Raw genomic sequence first — 21,035 nt, 5'->3', positions numbered from 1 at the left:
TGTTTCTGGGCCCTGGAAAAATGATAAGGAGTCCGAATGAGAGAATTCAGTCGTACTGATCGTGTAGCCGAGCAGCTCAAACAGGAGTTGGCGGTGCTGGTTCAGCGTGACGTCAAGGATCCACGTCTTGGCATGATTACAATCAATGATGCCAAGGTAAGCCGTGATCTCGGTTATGCCGACATATATTTTACGCTGCTGGGGGAAAATGACCCCGAACGCGTCAAGGAAAACAGCAGAATTCTTAAGCATGCGTCTGGCTTCCTGCGTACACAGGTGGCTCGCCGGATGAAGCTGCGCCATGTGCCCGAACTGCGCTTTCACTACGATGAAAGTGTTGCGCGTGGTAATAAACTGTCGCAGCTGATTGATCGCGCAGTAGAAAGTGATCAGCAACATCATGAAGCAGACGGTTCAACAGATGCGTCTGATTCAGGGTCCAAGGGTGAATAATGGCTCGACGTAGACGCGGCCGTGATCTGGATGGTGTATTGCTGCTCGACAAACCCAAGGGGTTGAGCTCGAATCAGGCGCTTTCCCGAGCCCGCTGGCTATTTCAGGCATCGAAGGCTGGGCATACAGGGACTCTTGATCCCATGGCAACGGGTCTCTTGCCGGTTTGTTTTGGTGAAGCGACCAAGTTCTCTTCCTATGCCCTGGAAGCTGACAAACGCTACGTTGCCCGTGTGCAGTTGGGTACCACGACAGATACAGGGGATGCAGAAGGGCAGGTGCTGCAGACGCGATCCTTCACAGATATCACCGAGGCACATGTTCTGGCAGCCATTGCGCAATTTCAGGGTGAAATAGAGCAAACACCGCCCATGTATTCGGCGCTCAAGCATAATGGCACGCCATTATATGAGCTGGCACGTCAGGGAATAGAGATTAAGCGTGCACCGAGGCGCATAAACCTATATCATATGCACCTTGTCGAATGGAATGCGGATGCTGGCTGGTTCGATCTTGATGTGACCTGTAGCAAGGGTACATACATACGTACACTTGGTATGGATATCGGCGAAGTCCTCGGATGCGGTGCGCATTTGACTGCCCTGCGTCGATTGAACACTGGGCCTTTTGATGCAGAGGGAATGTATTCCCTCGAACAGCTTGAAACCCTGGGTGATGAGCGTGATGCACGCCTGTTGCCGATGGATTCTCTGATTCAGCATTTGTCCCGTGTCGATATCACCGCAGAGCTCGCGGCAAAATTGGCCCTTGGGCAAAGAATACCGGTGGATGATCGCGTCCAAATGGAGGCATCAGCCACTCAGATGGATCCCTTGCGGGTCTACAGTGATAATCACCTTTTAGGGCTTGTCACGTTGACGGAAGAAGGGCTACTTGCCCCGAAGCGTCTGATACGTAGCGCACCTCAGGTATCTGCCTAGGCGCTATTTTAGAGAAGACTGCAAATATGCGTGGTCTTTGAATGCATTGCTTTTTTCAAAGCATATTAATCTGGAGAATGACTCATGGCATTAACTGCTGAAACCAAAGCAGCCATCGTTAAGGAATACGGTCAGAGCGAAAATGACACTGGCTCCCCTGAAGTTCAGGTCGCTCTGCTGACTGCCAACATCAATGGCCTGCAGCAGCACTTCAAGTCCCACAAACAGGACGTTCACTCTCGCCGCGGTATGCTCCGCATGGTTAACCAGCGTCGTAAACTGCTGGACTACCTCAAAGGCAAAAGCTTTGAACGTTATCAGGACCTGATCAAGCGTCTCGGCCTCCGTCGCTAATTGCGATAGTTGCTTATGCGTATCAAGCGGGCAGCCCTTTGTGGCTGCCTGTTTTTGTTCATGGCAGGCACTAATGTCATCTCGGGTCGTGACAGCGGCCCCGCAAGTCTCTAATATTGCTGCTTGAGCGCATAAAACGCGAACACGATCGTATACATATATCAAAGGAATTCAGAGTGAATCCTGTCAAAAAGACTTTCCAGTACGGTGGCAAGACCGTCACGCTGGAGACCGGACGCATTGCACGTCAGGCAACCGGTAGCGTATTGATTACCATCGAGAACACCTCCGTCCTCTGTACAGTGGTGGCTCGCAAGGATGTAAAACCGGATCAGGACTTCTTTCCCCTGTCCGTTCACTATCAGGAAAAGACCTACGCCGTAGGTAAAATTCCCGGTGGTTTCTTCAAGCGTGAAGGCCGCCCGACCGAGAAAGAGACACTAACGTCTCGCTTGATCGACCGTCCTATCCGCCCGCTTTTCCCCAAAGGCTTCATGAATGAAGTTCAGGTGATCTGTACGGTGATGTCAGCCGACAAACAGAATGATCCTGATATTGCCGCCATGTTGGGTACCTCTGCGGCGCTTTCCATCAGCGGTGTGCCATTCCATGGCCCTCTGGGTGCGGCGCGTGTTGCATTTACTGAAGAGCGCGGTTATTTCATCAACCCGACCAATGAAGAGCTGGCCACCTCCGAGCTCGACATGGTGGTTGCTGGTACCGATAAAGCGGTACTGATGGTTGAGTCTGAAGCCAAAGAGCTGACCGAAGACGAAATGCTGGGTGCAGTGCTGTTTGCCCATCAGGAAATGCAACAGTCCATTCAGGCTATCCGTGAGTTTGCCGAAGAAGCGGGCAAACCCAAGTGGGATTGGCAACCTGCCCCTGAAAATACGGAACTCAAGCAGTCACTGGCCGCTGGCTTTGAAAGCAAGGTCGGTGAGGCTTATCGCATTACAGACAAACTTCAGCGTCAGGATGCATTGTCTGAACTGCGTCAGCAGGCGATCGAACTGTTGGGTAATGAATCCAGTCAGTTTGATGAGTCTGATGTGGCCGGTGCCTTTGCTTCATTGGAAAAACGCGTCGTACGTGAGCGTGTCCTGAATGGTGAGCCGCGTATTGACGGGCGCGATCAGCGTACCGTTCGCCCGCTGGCGATCGAAGTGGGTGTTTTGCCGCGTACTCACGGTTCGGCTCTTTTCACTCGTGGTGAAACACAGGCTATCGTAAGTGCGACTCTGGGCACTATGCGTGAATCCCAGACAATCGAAGGGCTGGAAGGTGAGCGTCAGGAACGTTTCCTGTTCCACTATAACTTCCCTCCCTACAGCGTAGGCGAAGCCGGCTTCTTTGGTTCTCCGAAGCGTCGTGAGATCGGCCATGGCCGTCTGGCGAAGCGCGGTGTACAGGCGATGGTTCCTGGCGATGACACCTTCCCCTATACCGTACGTGTTGTGTCCGAGATTACTGAATCCAACGGTTCCAGCTCCATGGCATCTGTCTGTGGTGCGTCATTGGCACTGATGGACGCCGGTGTTCCGCTGAAGGCGCCTGTTGCCGGTATCGCGATGGGGCTGGTGAAGGATGGTGAACGTTTTGCCGTACTGACCGATATTCTGGGTGATGAAGATCACCTTGGCGATATGGACTTCAAGGTTGCCGGTTCAGAGAATGGCGTCACTGCACTGCAGATGGACATCAAGATTGAAGGTATCAATGAAGCGATCATGGAGCGTGCTCTGGAGCAGGCTTATGAAGCACGTTTGCATATCCTCAAGCAGATGAACGAAGTGATCAGCTCTGGTCGTGAAGAAGTGGCTGACCACGCACCTTCCATGGTGACCTTCAAGATCGACAGCGACAAGATTCGTGATGTCATCGGTAAAGGTGGCGCAACCATTCGCCAGATCTGCGAAGACACTGGGGCATCCATCGACATTCAGGATGATGGTACAGTTCGTATTTATGCGGATACCAAGGCCGGCTCCAAAAAAGCGGTCGATACCGTGCAGGCGATTGTGGCTGAGCCCGAAATCAATGCACTGTACCGTGGTAAAGTCGTTCGTATTGCCGACTTTGGTGCTTTCGTGAATTTCATGCCGGGAACAGACGGTCTGGTTCACATTTCTCAAATCGTGCCCGAGCGTGTTAATGACGTGAAGGACTATTTGAATGAAGGCGACATGGTGACCGTCAAGGTACTCGATATTGACAATCGTGGCCGTGTGAAGCTGTCTATCAAAGAAGTCACTCCGGAAGAGAAAGAAGCTTTCGAAGCGTCTCTTGCCGATGGTGAGTGATCGTTTAGGCATTTCTTTAACATACTTGAAGTTAGCCGATGCTATTTGAAGCTAACTAAAATGAGTTAAAAAGGTAATGCCTGATGAATAAAGCCCCGATGGGATTGAGTGGTTCGCGATGTGCAAGTCGGCTCGTTCCTCTCATTCTGTTGGGGCTTTTGCGTGAAATTGATATACAAATATTCTGTGACTTGAGAATGTTGGCTCGTTTTATACATCAATGGACTGCCAGGAATGTGTGAAGAGGCGCCGGACAAAAAAATATCAGTACGGTGCTATCATAAGAGTAGAAGGGTGATCGAGGGTATTTCGCCTTCCGTTGTAATGTAGGGTTAGGCTCTCCCTATGTAAAATTGTCACCGTCCACATTGTATTACGTACATTAGTGATTAATTGGTAGAGAATCGGCACGTATCCCTGAAGCATCAAAAACGTTCATAAGGCGTTTTTGGAAGAAGATTTTAGAAAGAATGTTTGGAAGAGTCATATGGCACAGCAGGATTCTGATCAGGAATTAAAAACAGGGATGCAGACACGCCACATGGTAATGCTGGCGTTGGGCGGGGTTATCGGTACCGGATTGTTCCTGAGTTCCGGTTACTCGATCAATCAGGCAGGCCCATTGGGTGCGGTACTGGCTTACGCGATCGGCGCGTTGGTCATGTACATGGTGATGGTATGTCTGGGGGAACTGGCGGTATATACACCGAATTCCGGTTCTTTTAGTGTGTATGCAACACGTTATCTGGGGCCAGGCACAGGTTATACTATTGCCTGGCTTTATTGGCTGAACTGGACCGTTGCGATAGGGTCTGAATTTACCGGTGCCGGCATGCTGATGCAGCATTGGTACCCCAATGTGCCGGTATGGAGCTGGAGCCTACTGTTTGGCGTCGTGATACTTGCGTTGAATTTGTTTTCAGTCAAGATCTTTGCCGAAACAGAGTTCTGGTTATCGTTGATCAAGGTAGCCACAGTCATAGTATTTCTAGCGGTGGGTATCTGGCTGATTCTAGGCTTCCCGCACAGGGGAGACATACACACCCATTATCTTGACAACTTCACCCGCGAAGGCCTCTTCCCAACAGGAATCTGGTCAGTCTTCATGACGTTGGTTGTGGTGCTCTTCGCGTTCTCGGGCTCGGAGCTGGTAGGGATTGCGTCCGGCGAGGCCGAGGATCCGCAAAATAGTCTTCGTAAAGCAATTCGCGTGACGATCGCCCGGCTGGCTATCTTCTTCATCGGCACCATTATTGTATTGGCAGCCCTCATCCCCCGCGAAGACGCCAATGTTGAGCAAAGCCCTTTCGTGACCGTTTTTAGCCATGTGGGTTTGCCTTACGTCGGCGATATCATGAATCTGGTGATTCTGACGGCTATGCTCTCTGCTGCCAATTCAGGCTTGTACGCATCCGCTCGCATGTTGTGGACCCTGGGGAATCAGGGCTTTATTTCCAAACGTTATACACGTGTCTCCCGCTTTGGTGCGCCGGTCAATGCCGTATTGCTGAGTTTGCTGGGGGCTTTGGCATCACTCGCCAGTAGCATTTATGCACCGGGGACGGTGTATCTGGCACTGATCTCGATCTCGGGATTTGCCTCAGTGGTGGTCTGGATGGTGATTGCTGCGGCGCAGATGGCTTTCCGACGGCAGTATGTGAAGCGGGGAGGGGATGTGAAGGATCTCCATTACCGTGTTCGCTTTTATCCATGGGTACCCATTGGCGCTATCCTGTTCTGCCTTATCGCTTGTGTCGGTATGGCTTGCGACCCGGGGCAGCGGATTTCGATCTACTTCAGTATTCCCTTTATTATCTGGTGCTACATTTTCTATAGAATAAAGATGAAGTACCGTGCGAGGAAATCAGCGGCCGTTTCAGAATCTACCTGACGTATCTGATTCACTGTGAGGGTCCCGTTGGCTGAATGCATACATGAGAGTGCGACGCCCACAGTGATATAGGGAAATAAAACGGTAGGAAGACGCAACACCCTAACGGAGTCGTTTACTCGTTAGGGTGTTCTTTTTTAATCTCTCGATTATCCAGCAAACGCGTACTTCCCAAATAAGCCGCAGCCAGCAAAATGGCATTTCCTTCGATAAGGTCGTTTACCCCGAGTGGGGAAAGATCCTTTCGGCGTAACTCAAGATAATCCACTTCGAATCCCTGAGTCTCAAGCTCTGTGCGCGCATAGATTAATACGGTATCTCGTGGTGTTCCCTCCAATAGCGCGCTCTCTGCCATTTTCAAGACCCGCTGTAGATTTGCTGCCTGTTGGTGCTGTTCATCATCCAGATAACCATTACGGGAAGAGAGGGCAAGCCCAGAGGATTCTCGCACCGTATCAACACCGATGATTTCAATCGGCAAATGCAGGTCATCTACCATTTTGCGAATGATGGCAAGCTGTTGATAATCCTTCTTGCCGAAGCAGGCAATGTCCGGCTGAACAATATTGAATAGAATTGAGACAACGGTCGAGACGCCGTCGAAATGATTGGGTCGTGAGGTAGCACATAATCCCTCGGAGGGGCCGGGGACATGGACCTTCGTCAATGTATCCATACCATTGGGGGATAACGTATCAACCGTAGGTAGAAACAGCCCATCGCACTTTACGGTTTCCAACGCCTGACGGTCTGCCGTTAATGTGCGAGGGTAACTCTCAAGGTCTTCGTTTGGGCCAAACTGGATTGGGTTGACGAAAATGGAAGTGATGACCACATCTGCGTGTTTTTTAGCTGCTTTCACCAGTGCCATGTGGCCATCATGCAGATTTCCCATAGTGGGAACAAAGGCAATACGTTGCGATGCGTGTCTTGCAGTGCGAACAAACGTGCGCACTTCTTCAATTGTAGTAAAGGTTTTCATGGTACTTGTATATCAGAGTGGCTAATAGCAGTGCTCAGGTGCCGGAAATTCACGGTGGACCACGGCCTCATGATAAGAAAGAAAGGCATCCTGTATAGACACTTCATCCAGCAGGAAGTTTTTTACAAAACGAGGCACATGCCCCGTCGTGGCACCCAGCATATCGTGCATGACCAGTATTTGCCCATCCACATCCGGGCCTGCCCCGATTCCAATGACGGGCACGGTCAGTGCATCACGCACATCCAGTGCCAGATCCCGAGGCACGCATTCCAGCAAAATAGCAGCTGCCCCCGCTTGCTCCAGCGCCAGTGCATCATCGATGATAGCCTGCGCTTCATCCGGGTCCATTCCCTGAACTCGATAGCCTCCCAGGGCATTGACGTGCTGTGGCGTGAGTCCCAAATGTACGCAGACAGGTATCCCTTGCTGGGCAAGTGCCTGAATGCCTGCTTGTAGCCAACCAGCACCTTCAATCTTCACCATGTGCGCGCCGGCACGCATTAACCGCGCGGCATTATCCAGAAGAGTTTCGGTCGAAGGTGCGGACATGAAGGGTAAGTCCGCCATAATCAAACTATCCACACCCGCTCGCGCAATACATTCAGTGTGGTACACCATCTGATCGATAGTCACAGGGACCGTGCTTGTATGCCCCTGTACGACCATACCGAGGGAATCACCCACCAGTAATACTTCAACTCCCGCATCACTTGCCAAACGGGCAAGCGTGGCATCATAGGCTGTCAAACAGCTGAATGGTGTATTGGATTCACGGTGTCCATTCAAGGTTGAGAGGGTAATCGCCATGAGAAACTCCCACTAAAAATGGTGATGGCTGTGGATAATATTGATATGGATGGCATGTAGCTCATGCCGCTGCCTTGTTCTGGTTTAAAATTGAGTATCAGGTATCGGCAGTATAGGCATTGATGAAGCTGTATGGGTAACACTGCATCAGTATAGGTGTTGATGAATCAGTTGAGTAGGGTATAGAGACGCAGCTGCCTGAAGAGATGAGCTCCAGAGTACTTTTACATGAGGAAGGCAGTAAAGCAGGTAAACAAGCTTTCCGTGGCATCGCTTCTATGGTATCGCGATATCAGGTCGAAGATAGTGTACCGATCTGTACCATATCGTTGGCGTCGCCCATTTGTATGTATTCATGCAGATATGAACCATCCGGAAGCCGTACATCAGGGGCTATATCGATCACCGGTTTCCAGGCAAATGGACGCTTTAGAAATTCCTTGTGAGGTACTTGCAGGCGTGCATGATCCATTATCTGTTCATCGTATAACAAGAGGTCAAGATCCAGCGTCCTTGGCCCCCAATGGCGGACTCTGATACGGCGCTGTTGTTGCTCAAGACGCTGAAGCTGGTCAAGCAGAGCCAGCGGACTATAGGCGGTCAGCAGCTCTACTGCACCATTGATGAAGTCATCCTGATCCTGCGGCCCCACAGGTTGTGTGCGATAGAGGGGGGATACAGCTACCATCTCGCACAGCGGTAGCCTTGCAAGTGCAGTAATGGCCCGCTGTACCTGCTCAAGTGGGTTATTCAGGTTGCTGCCAATACCGATAAAAGCACGGTGAGGATAATGAGCGTACATGATCACGATAACCGTGATTACTGGTTTTTACGCGGAGTACGCCGCCGCGGCCGCCTGCGTTTGCGTGGCGGTGGGGTATTTTCGCTCGACATGGGGGGCAAGTCTTCATTATCCGTCGGTTTGGACGGCACGTTACTGGCCATGGCTTGGCGCTCGGCTTCACCGGCATCCTGGTATTGCTGCCACCATTCACCCAAACCCGGAGGAATTTCCCCCGCCTGTTCACGCAATAGCAGGAAGTCGAAGCCTGCACGGAAGCGCTGTTGGTTGAGAATCTGTTCAGCGCGCTTTCCCTTGCGGCGAGGCAGGCGTAACTGAAGATCCCAAATATCACGCATGGGCATGCTGAAGCGCTTGGGAATGGCAGTGTGTTGGAGTTGACGGCCAAGTACCTGCTGGGCAGCCTGCTGTTGCGCAGGTACCAAAGGGACGCCCTCTATCATGAAGGCTTGCGTGTCCATTACCACCGCGGGCCATAATAGGGCGCCATACAGGAATGCCGGTGTGACAGGCTTGTCCAGACGTACCCGTTCATCCGTATTGATCAACGATTGCTCAATCAGTTTTTCTGCCCAGGGTACGACACTCAGCGCGTCGAAAGTGGCGGGGAACAGCATGGCGAAGAGCCCCTGTTCACGCAGGCGATGATACGTTTTCAGTGCCGCGCCGCTCAGGAACAGTTTGAGGACTTCGTCAAACATACGAGCAGGGGAGATAGAAAGAAGTAGGGGGGCCAATTCGTGCAAGGGCTCGGCCGTATGCGATTCAATCTCGAAATCCAGCTTGGCTGCAAAGCGAACGGCACGCAGCATACGTACGGGATCTTCACGATAACGGGTTTCCGGATCTCCAATCAGGCGTACTTGACCCTCTTTTAGATCCTCGGCACCGTTTGCCCAATCATGAATCGAGCGATCCTGAGCATCGTAGTAGAGCGCATTGATGGTGAAGTCACGACGCATAGCGTCTTCATCGACACTGCCCCATACGTTGTCACGCAGTAACATGCCTGCTTCAGAACGTTGGGATCGATTACCATCATTGTTCTCTTCGTGAGTGCCACGGAACGTGGTGACCTCTATTACTTCACGACCAAAACGAACATGCACAATCCGGAATCGGCGGCCAATGATCATGGCATTACGGAAAAGTGCCTTTACCTGGTCCGGCGTGGCATTGGTTGCAACGTCGAAATCCTTGGGTGTCATCCCCAATAGTCCATCGCGCACGCAACCACCGACCAGATACGCAGAGTAGCCGGCCTTGTTCAACCGTTGGAGAACCTTGAGCGCATTTTCGCTCAGCATATTGCGTGAAAGCTGATGCTCCTCGCGGGGAATAATATGAGGGGAAGGACTTGCCATAAGATCATTGATTGAGGTTTTCAAACCTTACCGATACCCGATATGAATAAATTAAGCTAGAACTGGTATAACCAGCGCGCATATGCTGTCAGTTTAACCAAGCATTGCAGGCTTGCAAAGTGAGCCGGGGAGCGTTAGAGAAAAAATACGGTTGATTTCAGGAAAATAATCGTATTTCACCTGTGAATCCGAATGATGCGGGAAGAAAGAACGCCATCGAGGTGCTGGTCATGTATCTTTTCTGGGGGGGGAAAGAAAGGCAACGTTGTTCGAGAGGATTGTGTCAGGGATATAAGCTTAAAACGCTGGCCGGAAGGCGAAAGCATTCGAGAAGATCAAAGCAAACCTTCTCAAAAGACATGTCAGGAAAGAATGAATAGAGAATGTGCCTGCTATCTTGTTTTTGTTGTCAGCGGGTTAACCTGTGACGTTATTTTTATTGGATCACATGGAAAACACACATTCTCAGCGAATTCCCACCTACAATGTTACCCAACACCTTTTGTTTTTTGGTGCGTGTCTACGATTACGGCTCACATTTCTTGTTGTTGTTATGCTCACCCAACCGCGAAGTGAATTGTTTTTGTTCTTCGCTTGTAATCGTTTTTGTTTTTCTTGCCTATTAATAAGCGGTATTTGTGCCAACTTATAAAAAATGGTTTAAAAACATTGGGTTATTGGTTTTATAATTTTTTCATGAATATTGGGTAAGCGCACCTTTGTCTCATCAAGGCATATTCTGTTCACTTTTGGACATGGTGGTGTCGCTTTTGGTGCACGATTGTCAGGGCGATGCCTGCGTTTTGTCTGGAAGGGTTGATTCTGCCTGCGTAAGCGTCCAATGTGCCAACGCCCAGGTCAGTTGTGCTTCTATACGCTCGTGTTGTAGTGCATCAGGCGGGGCCAATCCCAGTAGCTGTAATGCGTGGTGCAAGGTATGACGGATAGCCTGCGGTTGATTTGGCAGAGCAGGTGCAAGGTTCTGTTTGGAGAGTTTTTGCCCATTCTCTGCCTTAACGAGCGGCATATGTGCGTATCGTGGTATTGGAAAACCAAGATTTTCCTGCAACCTGATTTGCCAGGGCGTGTTATCGAGTAAATCCTCCCCTCGAATAACATGGGTGATTCCCTCGGCTGCATCATCAACCACCACCGCAAGCTGGTATGCCCACAGGCCATCCTTGCGCTTCAACACGACGTCACCCAACTCGGCGAGTGACCAACGTTGATATCCTAGCCACAGGTCTTCCCACTCAATGTTATCGTTTGGTGAGGGCTCTTGCCTGCCCGTATTGAGTCGCCAGGCAGCCGGGCGTTCCGGGTGACGATTCCCCTGCCGGCACCAACCCGGGTAATGTGGATATGACTGCCACTCCTTGCGTGAGCAACTACAGTCATAGGCTTGATGTTGTTTGACAAGAGAATTCAATGCCTCCTGATAGCGTTGGTCATGATCATGCTGAAAGCTGACATTGCCATCCCATTCCAATCCGTATGCAACCAATTGTTGGAGAATCAGATCACTGGTGCCGGGAGGGCAGCGAGGGAGGTCAACATCTTCAATCCGCACTAGCCATTGCCCATGATGCGCGCGCGCGTCCAGCCAGCTCGCGACAGCGGTGGTGAGCGAGCCCAAATGCAGAGGGCCAGAGGGCGTGGGCGCGAAACGACCGCGGTAAGTAGGTAACATGAGAGGTCGATGGTTTTCAGGAATAAAAAGTATTGGGTTAGCGCATCATCAGGGCGTATAAAAACGATCAGGCTGCGCTTTCCATGTATTCCCCGCACGCTTGAAATGAGGAATATGCCCTAGTGAGGTCACTTTATCTGACCAACCTTTCTCGAAATTTTCCAATGTTGCAACCCATTGATCCCCTTCCGTTAGCGCTACTGCAATACCCACCGGATGGGCGCCTAATCGTGTGACCAGTTGCAGGGCCGCTTTAGCAGTCCCTGCCGTTGTAATCACATCATCAATCAGCAGTACCTTTTTCCCGACGATACGGGCGACAAGCCCCGGGTCGATATAAAGATAACGATTGGTTCCCAGAGACGTAATGGAACTGGCCGGCTGACTGAATTCTTCCTTGTACCAGAACTTGCGTGATTGTCCGAGAGATACATAGTGCTTGTGGCCCAATCGCTTGGCGAGCTCGCGTGCATAACCCAGCCCAAGCGTAGGCACGCCCACAATGACTTCAGGCTGAATGGCTTCGATTTGCTGAAACATGCGTTCAATGATGGCTTGCTCCACATCGAATGACGTCTCATTGGACATCAGTAGGGCAATAGCCGAGCGTTTATTGGGAAAAGGCTGAATAGGGAGGTCCAACACGCTGTTATCATGCAGTTGCGCACGATAGTAGCCTGCCGGGCAATCAGGCGCCCCCTCTGGAGTAGCATGGAAATAAACGTTGTATTCGGTAGGGAGCGACTCCGAGGACGTTTTATTCATTTTTATTCCTGATGTGAAGGCCTGAAGAGTAAGAGATCAAATGCTTATGTGGGGCTGAATCGACCGTTCACACAAAGCATTGAGGGATAAGAGAATACCTTTAAGAATAACAATAGCCGACGTAAATTTGCAGGCAAGTTATTTATCAAACCGTAATTGTTTGAATATGTGCTGAAAACCGGGATTTAGTGCATACAACACCATGTTGATTGACTGCATTTATCTTCGCAGTAGAAATGCTATGAGAGGCGCCACACTCGTGTTCACCATGTTAGGGACGGAATGCAAGGTAGGGACAAACGGATGGTGAGGACGGAATGAATATGGAGAGTACGGCAAATAATAACTGGGGTAGAGCGGGGCGTGTGGTATTTACACAAAAGTAGCCAAGGAAAGACAAGTCAGGAAATAGAAGAATAGAACGTACCTAATAGAAGAGAAGGGCGTAAGAAGAAAAGGGCGTACCAGTGTTGAGAGACGATTGATAGAAGACTACGGGATAGAAAACTATTGAGTAGACGAAAGAGTTCGCTATAGCAGCAAAAGCTATAGCAGCAAAAGCAGGGATGAAGCCCGCGCCTTCGGTAATGGCGACCTCACCCCTCTTTTTGCACACTACTTTTATCTACTACTGCGAACATGAAACAACGCTGATAAATTTAAATTCATGAATATTTTTTGGCGGGTAATGCTGCTTTTTGCAGTTAAGTGCCGGATATCATGAATTTGGTTGAATCAGCCGTTCAGTTGTTTTTCCTTGAGTTCTGCCAATGTCTTGCAGTCAACACAGAGTGTTGCCGTAGGACGCGCTTCAAGGCGACGAATACCGATTTCCACGCCGCATGCTTCGCAGAAGCCGTAATCGTCTTCATCGATACGTTCGATCGTTTGATTGATCTTTCTGAGCAGCTTGCGTTCGCGATCGCGGGTTCTCAGCTCAAGGCTGAACCCTTCTTCCTGCGTCGCACGGTCAGAAGGATCGGCAAAGTTGTTGCTGCCGTCTTCCTGGAGATGGCGCACAGTGCGATCAACTTCCTGCATCAAATCATGCTTCCACTCCAGCAGAATGTTACGAAAATGCTGGAGTTGCTTCTCGTTCATATATTCTTCGCCCGCTGCCGGCTGGTAGGGGACGAACTGTTCTGGTGCTTCAGGTTGCTTTTCAGCTACTGCCATGTTGGATGCCTCGTAACACAGTGTATCCAGGGCCCAAAGGGCACCGCGATTTCACCTCTTCAGGTGGTGTTCGGTTACCGAAGGATTGTGTCTTTTATAGAAAAAAACACCTTAATGCAAGTTTATTTGCTAAATAAAATTATAGAATATTGTTCATTTCAGAATGTTTTCAGGAAATTTCATTGAGATACGACGCTCTTCAGACAGGAAAATTGATTCGCCGCTACAAGCGATTTTTAGCTGACGTTGAACTGGATTCGGGGGAAACAGTGGTTGCGCATTGTGCCAATACAGGTGCGATGACGGGCCTGAAGGAAGCGGGCAGTAAGGTCTGGTTATCCCATCATGATAACCCGGCACGGAAACTGGCCTGGAGTTGGGAATTTACCGAAGTCGAAACGATTCGCGGCCCTGCCTATGCATCCGTAAATACGTCAAAAGCCAATGCATTGGTGAAGGAGGGCATCATCTCTGGTGCTATTGCCCCCCTTGAGCATCCGCTACATATCCAGCCCGAGTACAAAGTAGGCGAAGGACGTCTGGACTTCCGTCTTGATTTCGAGAAAGGCCCGTGTCTGGTCGAGGTCAAACAGGTCACGTTGCTTGAAGACACGCTGGAATCAGGCGGCGCAGGCCTTTTTCCGGATGCGGTAAGTAAACGTGGACTCAAACATCTGGAACTGTTGATGCAGCAGGCCAACGAAGGCACTAGAGCCGTATTGCTGTTTTGTGTGCCACATACAGGGATCACTAGTGTGGCACCGGCAGAAAAAATCGATCGTGCCTATGCGACAGCGCTACGTCAGGCCGTGAGAGAAGGGGTGGAAGTTATTGCGTATGGATGCGATATCCAGCTTGGAGCACAGGAGGCAGAGATCCGTTTGACGCGACCTCTGCCGGTATTGCTTTAAGCAAGTGCTTGTCTGCCTATACGGGTTTGGAGCCCTGAAGCACATCGGGCATTCGCCCTCGGCGGTTCTTTAGCGCTTCACGCGGAAAATGGCTGTTTCACCCAATAGGTTTTTCCAATGCCGCACAATACGCCAGGCATCCCCTCGTCCTACCACGCTGTCCGTAATTTGATAGCCGAATTTTTCGCAGAGCCGTGCAAAATCCCGGAAGGTGGACAAGTGAATGTTGGGCGTGTCATACCACTCGTGGGGAAGTGCCTGAGACAGTGGCATTTCACCTTTCAGCCCTAGATGTAAACGATGTTTCCAATAGGCGAAGTTGGGGAAGGTGATGATGCACTCATCCGCAACACGGAGCATCTCCTGTAATGCTTTATCCGGCCGATGGAGTGCCTGCAGGGCCTGACTCATGATAACGACGTCGAATGAGGTGTCAGGAAAGTTGGAGAGCCCATCGTCAATGTTTTGCTCGATAACATCCACACCCTTGGCAATACACTGATTGATTTCGTCAGGATTGATTTCCAACCCATAGCCGGAAACGTGCTTGTTATCCGCCAGGTATTTCAATAGTGTACCGTCACCACATGCCAGATCGAGCACTCGTGCGCCGGGCGCTACCCACTCTTGAATGAGCTCCAGATCAGCGCGTAATTCAGCCATGGTCAGCGCCTCCCTGTTGTGTGGTGCCGTTCGCTTGCTGTACGGAATATTGAGCGTGTGTGAGAGAAAGGGCGTCGCTAGCATGATTCAGATATCCCCCCAATACAGCTTCATAACGGGGATGAGGAATCAGAAAGGCATCATGCCCATAAGGAGAATCCACGTTGGCATAACTGACCCGCTTGCCGGCTAATACCAAGGCATCTACCAACTCCTTGGAACGGCTCGGGGCGAAACGCCAATCCGTGGCAAAGCTGATGACCAGAAAACGGCATTGAGCAGGAGCCAGGGCTGCGGCAAGATCCCCCTCAAATTCACCGGCGGGATCAAAATAATCCAGTGCCTTGGTCATTAGCAGATACGTATTGGCATCAAAGCGTCCTGAAAACGATTCCCCCTGATAGCGCAAATAGGATTCGACTTCGAACTCAATGCCATAACCAAAGTTCAGCGTATTGCGGATATCACGCCCGAATTTTGTTCCCATGGCCAGTTCTGACAGATAGGTAATATGCCCTACCATGCGGGCAAGACGCAGCCCGCGCCGGGGCAACGTATCCTGTTCGGCATACCAGCCCTGATGGAATTCGGGATCAGAACGAATGGCCTGACGCGCCACTTCATTAAAGGCGATATTCTGTGCCGTTAGCTTGGGGGTCGAGGCAATGATAACCGCGTTCGCTAGCCGTTCCGGATAATCCAGTGACCACTGGAGCACTTGCATACCACCAAGGCTACCTCCGACGACCGCCGCAAAGCGATCGATGCCTAGATAATCGGCCAGCCGCGATTGGCTATTAACCCAGTCCCTGACAGTCATGAGTGGAAAGTCTGGCCCCCAGATACGCCCAGTCTCGGGATTGATTGACATCGGCCCCGTACTACCGTTGCATCCACCCAGATTATTCAGCGCAATAACGTAGTACTTGTTGGTGTCGATACTTTTACCCGGGCCAATATAGGCATTCCACCATCCCGGTTTTTTATCATCGGGATAATAGCCGGCAGCATGGTGATCGCCGGTCAGTGCATGGCAGATCAGAATGGCGTTGCTGCGCTCGGCATTTAGCGTCCCATAGGTCTCATACATGAGGTCATAGGCACCGAGCGATTTTCCGCAGACGAGATCGAGGGGCGTATCAAAATGCGCCACCTGTGGTTCAACCATTCCAATAGAGTTCTGGGGGATTTCAGTATCCATTAATATCCAATTACTACCCTTGCAGGGATCATTGACATGATGACCAGTCGATTCACAATCAGATTATCGGCGAATGTGATCAGGAGGAACGCGACAATCGGGCTGAAATCGAGTCCACCAAATGACGGCAGGACTCTCTGCAATGGCTGCAGAATTGGTTGTGTCAGTTGATAGATCAGTATGGCGCCCGGATGATTGGCACTTGGTGCTATCCAGCTGATTGCGACCATAATAATCAGCGCGAAATAATAGATCGAAACAATGGCATTCAGCGCACCGGCTATACCGGCAATGAACAAGTTATAGAAGGGGAGATAAACTCCTTCAAACAGCTTGAAGATCAGAGTGATGCCAATGATTTTGACGAGCACCGCTGCGATAACAGTGACGTATTCGTAACGCCCTGATATTGGATGCAGGGAACGCTGAATAGGTGCGATCAACCAATCTGTAGCCCCGAGGATACCCTGATTAATGGGGTTCATGGTATCTGCACGCGCTGCCTGTAATGCAAAACGAAGCATTAGCAGAAACGTAAACAGATTGAAAATGGTGTTGATCAGCGTGAGGGCAAAATTGCCCAATTGAAAACTCATGGCGCCTCCATACGACGCAAAACAGTGCTTCTAATAAATACGTCAAACTCTATAACAGCAAGGTGCACATGCATTAATGCTGCGATGTTCAGTATCTTTGTATGTATGAAAAATCGTATGTATGAAAAATCGTATGCGTGAAAAATCGATGCCCTAAGGATGATCGAGCTGGTCGGCCAGTTCTTCTGCACGATCATGGCATGCATCACAGGCCGACTGAACCAACGATTCAAAACCACCATCACTAAGCGCCCATACCGCCCGTTCTGTCGTACCATTGGGTGACATTACCTGCTTTTTCAATGTTTCAGGTGTTTCATCGCTCTGTACGCACATTTCAGCGGCGCCCAACGCGGTCTGGATTGCCAGGCGGCGTGCCTCTTTCAATTCAAGCCCCTGTTTGACCCCCGCTTTTTCAAGCGCTTCGATCATATAGTAAAAATAAGCGGGAGCACTACCGGCAATAGCAGTGACGGCACTCAGTAGCGTCTCTTTTTCTACCCAGGCAGTGATACCCACAGACTGCATCAGCTTGTCAGCTTCATCCCGCTGGCTTTGATTCACGTTTTCATTGGCATACATGCCGCACGCGCCTCTACCGACCAGTGATGGCGTATTGGGCATCGTTCTAATGACGCTGATATTGCCGCCAAGCCAGCGTTCAATGGCTTCACAGCGAACACCGGCTGCCACAGAAAGTATTAATGGTTTGTGCTTCTGTACGACCTCTTTTAGCGACTGGCAGACGTCAGATAAAATCTGAGGCTTCACCGCAAGTATGACAACATCGGCGGAGGCAACGGCCGCGTTGTTATCTGTCGTGGTGTTTATCGACAAATCACTTTTCAATGGGGCCAGTGTGCTTTCACGCGTTGCAGTGGCAGTAATACTGGAAGCGGGATGCCCATTGGCAATCAACCCTTTGATAATTGCGGCGGCCATATGACCGGCGCCGATAAAACTGATCTGCTGAGGCATGTGCTTTCCCTGTAAAACTGATTCTTGATGATGTGATTGCACGAATAATACCGAGGCTGTTTGTCTGAAACTTTTCAAAGCCTGGAACGTTTCAAATGAGGGTGTATCTATACTTTATCTTTACATATATGGTCGAGTAATCGTGCCATTTGAAATGACGAGTCGTGAGTAGTTCTTTTTCTCACTATTGCAATAGTATCGGTGTGCCTCTCAGTTACGTTGACTTGAAAGGCGGCCGAGGCCCAAAGAGGGCCGTTCCCACACGTACCATTGTGGCGCCCTCCATGATCGCGGCTTCCAGATCTCCACTCATCCCCATTGAGAGTGTATCCAGAGGCGCATCGGGCAGTACTTGCTGCAGTTTTTCCAGTGCGAGTCTTAACTGGGCGAATGGTCTGCGTTGAGCTTCCTGTGTTTCAGCCGGTGCAGGAATGGCCATTAATCCTCTTAGTCTCAAATTGGGCAACCGACTGACGAACTCCGCAAGTGAAGGGAGGTCAGACAGGGCAACGCCCGATTTGCTTGCTTCCCCGCTTACATTCACTTGTAGGCAGACATTTAGCGGTGGTTTGTCTTCCGGACGTTGATCATTCAGCCGTTGGGCTATTTTTTCACGATCCATGCTGTGAACCCAATCAAAATGGCTGGCGATTTCTCGGGTTTTGTTGGATTGAATGGGGCCAATAAAGTGCCATTCGATATCCAGATCCTTTAATAACGCCTGCTTTTCCAATGCCTGCTGAAGATAATTTTCACCAAAGGCATGTTGGCCCAGAACAAACAGCTCGCGTACCTCTTCGGCGCTCTTCATTTTACTGACAGCCAGCAGATGAACGGAACCCTCGGCCCTATTGGCATTCATCAATGCTTGATGTAATCGGTGGCGCACGCCTTTCAGACGGTCTTCTGCGGTATTGGGGTGACACATAGAAACGTTTCCTGCTAAATGTATGACCAAGGTATACCGGCCAAATGGCTTCTGATTGTAAGCTGTATCAGCAAACGGCAACAGTCTTGTTTCATCATGTTATAATCGGTAGATAGTCTTAATCAAAAGCGGCTAAGGATGAATACAGATTTCTTCCTAATCCTTGGGCCACTTGTACCTCTTGAGAGATAAAAATGAGTGATGTTGTTGATGCGTTTGAGCTAATCAAGCGTGGTACAGATGAAATTCTGCTGGAAGACGCATTGATGGATAAACTGCGCTCCGGCAAGAAACTTCGCGTCAAGGCCGGCTTCGATCCGACTGCACCTGACCTGCACCTCGGTCACAGTGTACTGTTGACCAAGCTGCGCCAGTTTCAGGATCTTGGGCATACGGTCATTTTTCTGATTGGTGATTTTACTGGAATGATCGGTGATCCCACTGGTAAAAGCGCGACGCGCAAGCCGCTGACGCCTGAGGCGGTGAAAGCCAACGCCGATACATATCGTGAACAGGTGTTCAAGATCCTTGACCCTGAGAAAACCGAAGTACGCTTCAACTCTGAATGGTTCGGTAACATGACGGCCTCTGACATGATCAAGCTGGCTGCGCAGAGCACGGTGGCGCGCATGTTGGAGCGTGATGATTTCGAGAAACGCTATAATGCCAACCAGTCCATTGCCATTCATGAGTTTCTTTATCCACTGGTGCAGGGATATGACTCTGTCGCGCTGGAAGCAGATATTGAGCTTGGTGGGACGGATCAGAAGTTCAATCTGTTGATGGGGCGTGAACTTCAGAAACATGAGGGGCAGACGCCACAGGTCGTTATCACCATGCCCTTGCTGGAAGGTCTGGATGGTGTGCAAAAGATGTCCAAGTCCCTCAATAATTATGTCGGTCTTGAAGACTCCCCCGGCGTGATGTTCAACAAACTGGTGTCCATGCCGGATTCACTCATCTGGAAATACCTGGATCTGCTCTCTCTAAAAAGTAATGACGAGTTGAAAGCCTTGCGTCAGCAAGTTGAGAATGGTGCCAACCCTCGCGATATCAAAATGGAATTTGCGCGCGAGATTATTGCGCGTTATCACGGGGAAGACGCAGCGGCGAATGCGCATAAGGCCAGCGGTAATGTGCTTGGCGATGGTGAGCTTCCGGAAGATATTGAGGAAGTTGAAGTAACGTTTTCGGGGGATTCCGGCGCACCTATTGGTTATGTATTGAATCGTGCCGGATTGGTCAAGAACAGTGCGCAGGCCAAGGACTTATTGAAAAATGGTCGCGTCAAAGTGGATAGCGAAGTTATTGCGAAGGATGCCGTGCTCGAATTCGATAGGGAATATGTGATTCAGGCCGGTAAGCGTAACTTTGCCAAGGTCACCGTCAAAGCAGAGTAAAGGGGAATGCTCCCTTGGGCTGTAAGATTTTCTTCGACGGCTCGTTAGGGAAGCATGAAGCACACTGCCAACTCGTACGTCAGAAATGGCAATTCGTGAACAACGCCTGAAGTCGTTAAATGTTTCAGGCGTTTTTTATTGCGTGCTGACAAATGAACATGTTTGGTTGGGGGCTTTTGTCTTATCGCTTATTGCGATGAAACTTCGTCACTTATCAATCGCTTGCCGAGCACTACTGTATCCACTTCCGAATAGTCCAGGCTTTCATATAAGCCGATAACCTGCGTATTGTCACGACGCACCATCAGGTGGATTTTGGGGCACCCTCTATCCCGCAATAAGTATTCTGCTGCATCAATCAGCGCCCGAGCATAACCTTTCTGGCGGTGCTGCTCTTCGATAGCAAGATAGTAAAGCCACCCCCTGTGCCCATCATAACCTACCATGGCGCTTCCGATGACGTGATCGCCCAATTCACCTATCAGAAAGAGCTCGGGCTCTTCCTCCATTTTTCGTTGGATATCCTTGTATGGATCATTCCAGGGGCGTGTGAGCCCGGAATGTTTCCACAATGAAACTACCTTTTCAGTATCGTCGTGATTAAATGGGCGAATCGTAAAGCTTGGTGCCATCTGTGTTTATCCTGCCTGGTTATGATGTCGTTTGTATTAGGTTGAAAAAACACTTGCATACGGAAGCTGTACTCTATACTATACGCCACCGCTGCAGAGGCAAGGCCTGGCAGCGGTTGAGTAAGTAACGAAGTTGAGTTTAATTTAATCAATTGATTTTGCTTTGTTTTTTACGGTTGGCGGTTCGCTGTTTGG

At 50.2% G+C, this 21,035-nt stretch carries 20 protein-coding genes; 7 read left to right on the top strand and 13 right to left on the bottom strand.

Annotated features, from left to right (window positions below; genetic code table 11):
- Nucleotides 1-36 precede the first annotated feature (36 nt).
- The 5 genes from rbfA (at nt 37) to LMG33818_RS12190 (ending at nt 5,942) form a co-directional block, all read left to right on the top strand.
- Nucleotides 37-453 carry a 30S ribosome-binding factor RbfA gene (gene rbfA, locus LMG33818_RS12210; RefSeq protein ID WP_442323673.1) on the top strand — a complete coding sequence of 139 codons (417 nt, stop codon included), beginning with the start codon at nt 37-39 and terminating at the stop codon, nt 451-453.
- On the top strand, nt 453-1,394 hold the full coding sequence (gene truB / locus LMG33818_RS12205) for a tRNA pseudouridine(55) synthase TruB (RefSeq protein ID WP_442323672.1): 942 nt from the start codon (nt 453-455) through the stop codon (nt 1,392-1,394). The genes rbfA and truB overlap by 1 nt, the downstream gene beginning before the upstream one ends.
- A gap of 84 nt (nt 1,395-1,478) precedes the next feature.
- Complete coding sequence (rpsO, locus tag LMG33818_RS12200; protein WP_442323671.1) at nt 1,479-1,748, top strand: 30S ribosomal protein S15; 270 nt, start codon at nt 1,479-1,481, stop codon at nt 1,746-1,748.
- Between the two features lie 176 nt (nt 1,749-1,924).
- The gene (gene pnp, locus LMG33818_RS12195; RefSeq protein WP_442323670.1) at nt 1,925-4,051 is read left to right on the top strand and encodes a polyribonucleotide nucleotidyltransferase; all 2,127 of its coding nucleotides are present in this window, start codon (nt 1,925-1,927) and stop codon (nt 4,049-4,051) included.
- Between the two features lie 487 nt (nt 4,052-4,538).
- On the top strand, nt 4,539-5,942 hold the full coding sequence (locus LMG33818_RS12190) for an amino acid permease (protein WP_442323669.1): 1,404 nt from the start codon (nt 4,539-4,541) through the stop codon (nt 5,940-5,942).
- A 115-nt stretch (nt 5,943-6,057) separates the two neighbouring features.
- Here LMG33818_RS12190 and panC read toward each other — a convergent pair whose 3' ends face one another.
- From panC to dksA, 7 genes are all read right to left on the bottom strand, one after another.
- On the bottom strand, nt 6,058-6,924 hold the full coding sequence (gene panC, locus LMG33818_RS12185) for a pantoate--beta-alanine ligase (protein ID WP_442323668.1): 867 nt from the start codon (nt 6,922-6,924) through the stop codon (nt 6,058-6,060).
- 21 nt (nt 6,925-6,945) lie between these two features.
- Nucleotides 6,946-7,734, bottom strand: a complete 789-nt coding sequence (gene panB, locus LMG33818_RS12180; protein ID WP_442323667.1) for a 3-methyl-2-oxobutanoate hydroxymethyltransferase — start codon at nt 7,732-7,734, stop codon at nt 6,946-6,948.
- Nucleotides 7,735-8,026: 292 nt separating this feature from the next.
- Nucleotides 8,027-8,536, bottom strand: a complete 510-nt coding sequence (gene folK, locus LMG33818_RS12175) for a 2-amino-4-hydroxy-6-hydroxymethyldihydropteridine diphosphokinase (protein ID WP_442323666.1) — start codon at nt 8,534-8,536, stop codon at nt 8,027-8,029.
- A gap of 17 nt (nt 8,537-8,553) precedes the next feature.
- On the bottom strand, nt 8,554-9,900 hold the full coding sequence (gene pcnB, locus LMG33818_RS12170; protein WP_442323751.1) for a polynucleotide adenylyltransferase PcnB: 1,347 nt from the start codon (nt 9,898-9,900) through the stop codon (nt 8,554-8,556).
- Nucleotides 9,901-10,684: 784 nt separating this feature from the next.
- Nucleotides 10,685-11,590 carry a tRNA glutamyl-Q(34) synthetase GluQRS gene (gene gluQRS, locus LMG33818_RS12165; RefSeq protein WP_442323665.1) on the bottom strand — a complete coding sequence of 302 codons (906 nt, stop codon included), beginning with the start codon at nt 11,588-11,590 and terminating at the stop codon, nt 10,685-10,687.
- A 48-nt stretch (nt 11,591-11,638) separates the two neighbouring features.
- Nucleotides 11,639-12,355 (bottom strand): phosphoribosyltransferase, encoded by a 717-nt coding sequence (locus LMG33818_RS12160; RefSeq protein ID WP_442323664.1) that lies wholly within the window; start codon nt 12,353-12,355, stop codon nt 11,639-11,641.
- A 735-nt stretch (nt 12,356-13,090) separates the two neighbouring features.
- The gene (dksA, locus tag LMG33818_RS12155; protein ID WP_442323663.1) at nt 13,091-13,531 is read right to left on the bottom strand and encodes an RNA polymerase-binding protein DksA; all 441 of its coding nucleotides are present in this window, start codon (nt 13,529-13,531) and stop codon (nt 13,091-13,093) included.
- A 182-nt stretch (nt 13,532-13,713) separates the two neighbouring features.
- On the opposite strand from dksA, the gene sfsA reads away from it, so the two are divergent.
- Complete coding sequence (sfsA, locus tag LMG33818_RS12150; protein ID WP_442323662.1) at nt 13,714-14,442, top strand: DNA/RNA nuclease SfsA; 729 nt, start codon at nt 13,714-13,716, stop codon at nt 14,440-14,442.
- Between the two features lie 69 nt (nt 14,443-14,511).
- On the opposite strand, the gene metW is transcribed toward sfsA, so the two are convergent.
- The 5 genes from metW to LMG33818_RS12125 all read right to left on the bottom strand — a co-directional run bounded on the left by metW (nt 14,512) and on the right by LMG33818_RS12125 (nt 18,808).
- Nucleotides 14,512-15,105 carry a methionine biosynthesis protein MetW gene (gene metW, locus LMG33818_RS12145; protein WP_442323661.1) on the bottom strand — a complete coding sequence of 198 codons (594 nt, stop codon included), beginning with the start codon at nt 15,103-15,105 and terminating at the stop codon, nt 14,512-14,514.
- Entirely contained in the window at nt 15,098-16,306 is a 1,209-nt protein-coding gene (gene metX, locus LMG33818_RS12140; protein ID WP_442323660.1) for a homoserine O-succinyltransferase MetX, read from the bottom strand. The genes metW and metX overlap by 8 nt, the downstream gene beginning before the upstream one ends.
- Nucleotides 16,306-16,902, bottom strand: a complete 597-nt coding sequence (locus LMG33818_RS12135; RefSeq protein ID WP_442323659.1) for a YggT family protein — start codon at nt 16,900-16,902, stop codon at nt 16,306-16,308. The genes metX and LMG33818_RS12135 overlap by 1 nt, the downstream gene beginning before the upstream one ends.
- A 153-nt stretch (nt 16,903-17,055) precedes the next feature.
- Nucleotides 17,056-17,880 carry a pyrroline-5-carboxylate reductase gene (proC, locus tag LMG33818_RS12130; RefSeq protein ID WP_442323658.1) on the bottom strand — a complete coding sequence of 275 codons (825 nt, stop codon included), beginning with the start codon at nt 17,878-17,880 and terminating at the stop codon, nt 17,056-17,058.
- A gap of 214 nt (nt 17,881-18,094) precedes the next feature.
- A complete protein-coding gene (locus LMG33818_RS12125) occupies nt 18,095-18,808 on the bottom strand; it encodes a YggS family pyridoxal phosphate-dependent enzyme (RefSeq protein ID WP_442323657.1) in 714 nt (237 codons plus the stop codon).
- A gap of 194 nt (nt 18,809-19,002) precedes the next feature.
- Here LMG33818_RS12125 and tyrS point away from each other — a divergent pair, with 194 nt between their 5' ends.
- Nucleotides 19,003-20,208 (top strand): tyrosine--tRNA ligase, encoded by a 1,206-nt coding sequence (tyrS, locus tag LMG33818_RS12120; RefSeq protein WP_442323656.1) that lies wholly within the window; start codon nt 19,003-19,005, stop codon nt 20,206-20,208.
- 188 nt (nt 20,209-20,396) lie between these two features.
- Here tyrS and LMG33818_RS12115 read toward each other — a convergent pair whose 3' ends face one another.
- Nucleotides 20,397-20,840 carry a GNAT family acetyltransferase gene (locus tag LMG33818_RS12115; protein ID WP_442323655.1) on the bottom strand — a complete coding sequence of 148 codons (444 nt, stop codon included), beginning with the start codon at nt 20,838-20,840 and terminating at the stop codon, nt 20,397-20,399.
- Nucleotides 20,841-21,035: the final 195 nt, after the last annotated feature.

Source organism: Cernens ardua, assembly GCF_051251085.1.
GTDB classification, from domain to species: domain Bacteria; phylum Pseudomonadota; class Gammaproteobacteria; order Pseudomonadales; family Halomonadaceae; genus Cernens; species Cernens ardua.
Note: the sequence above shows the minus strand (reverse complement) of the source record. Positions and strands in the feature narration are given on the sequence as shown.

Excerpts from the sequence above, each read along its gene's own strand:
- rbfA (WP_442323673.1), top strand. The coding sequence starts at position 37 with ATGAGAGAATTCAGTCGTACTGATCGTGTAGCCGAGCAGCTCAAACAG.
- gluQRS (WP_442323665.1), bottom strand. The coding sequence starts at position 11,590 with ATGTTACCTACTTACCGCGGTCGTTTCGCGCCCACGCCCTCTGGCCCT.
- LMG33818_RS12160 (WP_442323664.1), bottom strand. The coding sequence starts at position 12,355 with ATGAATAAAACGTCCTCGGAGTCGCTCCCTACCGAATACAACGTTTAT.
- LMG33818_RS12190 (WP_442323669.1), top strand. The coding sequence starts at position 4,539 with ATGGCACAGCAGGATTCTGATCAGGAATTAAAAACAGGGATGCAGACA.
- LMG33818_RS12125 (WP_442323657.1), bottom strand. The coding sequence starts at position 18,808 with ATGTGTCACCCCAATACCGCAGAAGACCGTCTGAAAGGCGTGCGCCAC.
- LMG33818_RS12115 (WP_442323655.1), bottom strand. The coding sequence starts at position 20,840 with ATGGCACCAAGCTTTACGATTCGCCCATTTAATCACGACGATACTGAA.
- truB (WP_442323672.1), top strand. The coding sequence starts at position 453 with ATGGCTCGACGTAGACGCGGCCGTGATCTGGATGGTGTATTGCTGCTC.
- LMG33818_RS12135 (WP_442323659.1), bottom strand. The coding sequence starts at position 16,902 with ATGAGTTTTCAATTGGGCAATTTTGCCCTCACGCTGATCAACACCATT.
- proC (WP_442323658.1), bottom strand. The coding sequence starts at position 17,880 with ATGCCTCAGCAGATCAGTTTTATCGGCGCCGGTCATATGGCCGCCGCA.
- tyrS (WP_442323656.1), top strand. The coding sequence starts at position 19,003 with ATGAGTGATGTTGTTGATGCGTTTGAGCTAATCAAGCGTGGTACAGAT.
- rpsO (WP_442323671.1), top strand. The coding sequence starts at position 1,479 with ATGGCATTAACTGCTGAAACCAAAGCAGCCATCGTTAAGGAATACGGT.
- panC (WP_442323668.1), bottom strand. The coding sequence starts at position 6,924 with ATGAAAACCTTTACTACAATTGAAGAAGTGCGCACGTTTGTTCGCACT.
- pcnB (WP_442323751.1), bottom strand. The coding sequence starts at position 9,900 with ATGGCAAGTCCTTCCCCTCATATTATTCCCCGCGAGGAGCATCAGCTT.
- metW (WP_442323661.1), bottom strand. The coding sequence starts at position 15,105 with ATGGCTGAATTACGCGCTGATCTGGAGCTCATTCAAGAGTGGGTAGCG.
- folK (WP_442323666.1), bottom strand. The coding sequence starts at position 8,536 with ATGTACGCTCATTATCCTCACCGTGCTTTTATCGGTATTGGCAGCAAC.
- metX (WP_442323660.1), bottom strand. The coding sequence starts at position 16,306 with ATGGATACTGAAATCCCCCAGAACTCTATTGGAATGGTTGAACCACAG.
- dksA (WP_442323663.1), bottom strand. The coding sequence starts at position 13,531 with ATGGCAGTAGCTGAAAAGCAACCTGAAGCACCAGAACAGTTCGTCCCC.
- panB (WP_442323667.1), bottom strand. The coding sequence starts at position 7,734 with ATGGCGATTACCCTCTCAACCTTGAATGGACACCGTGAATCCAATACA.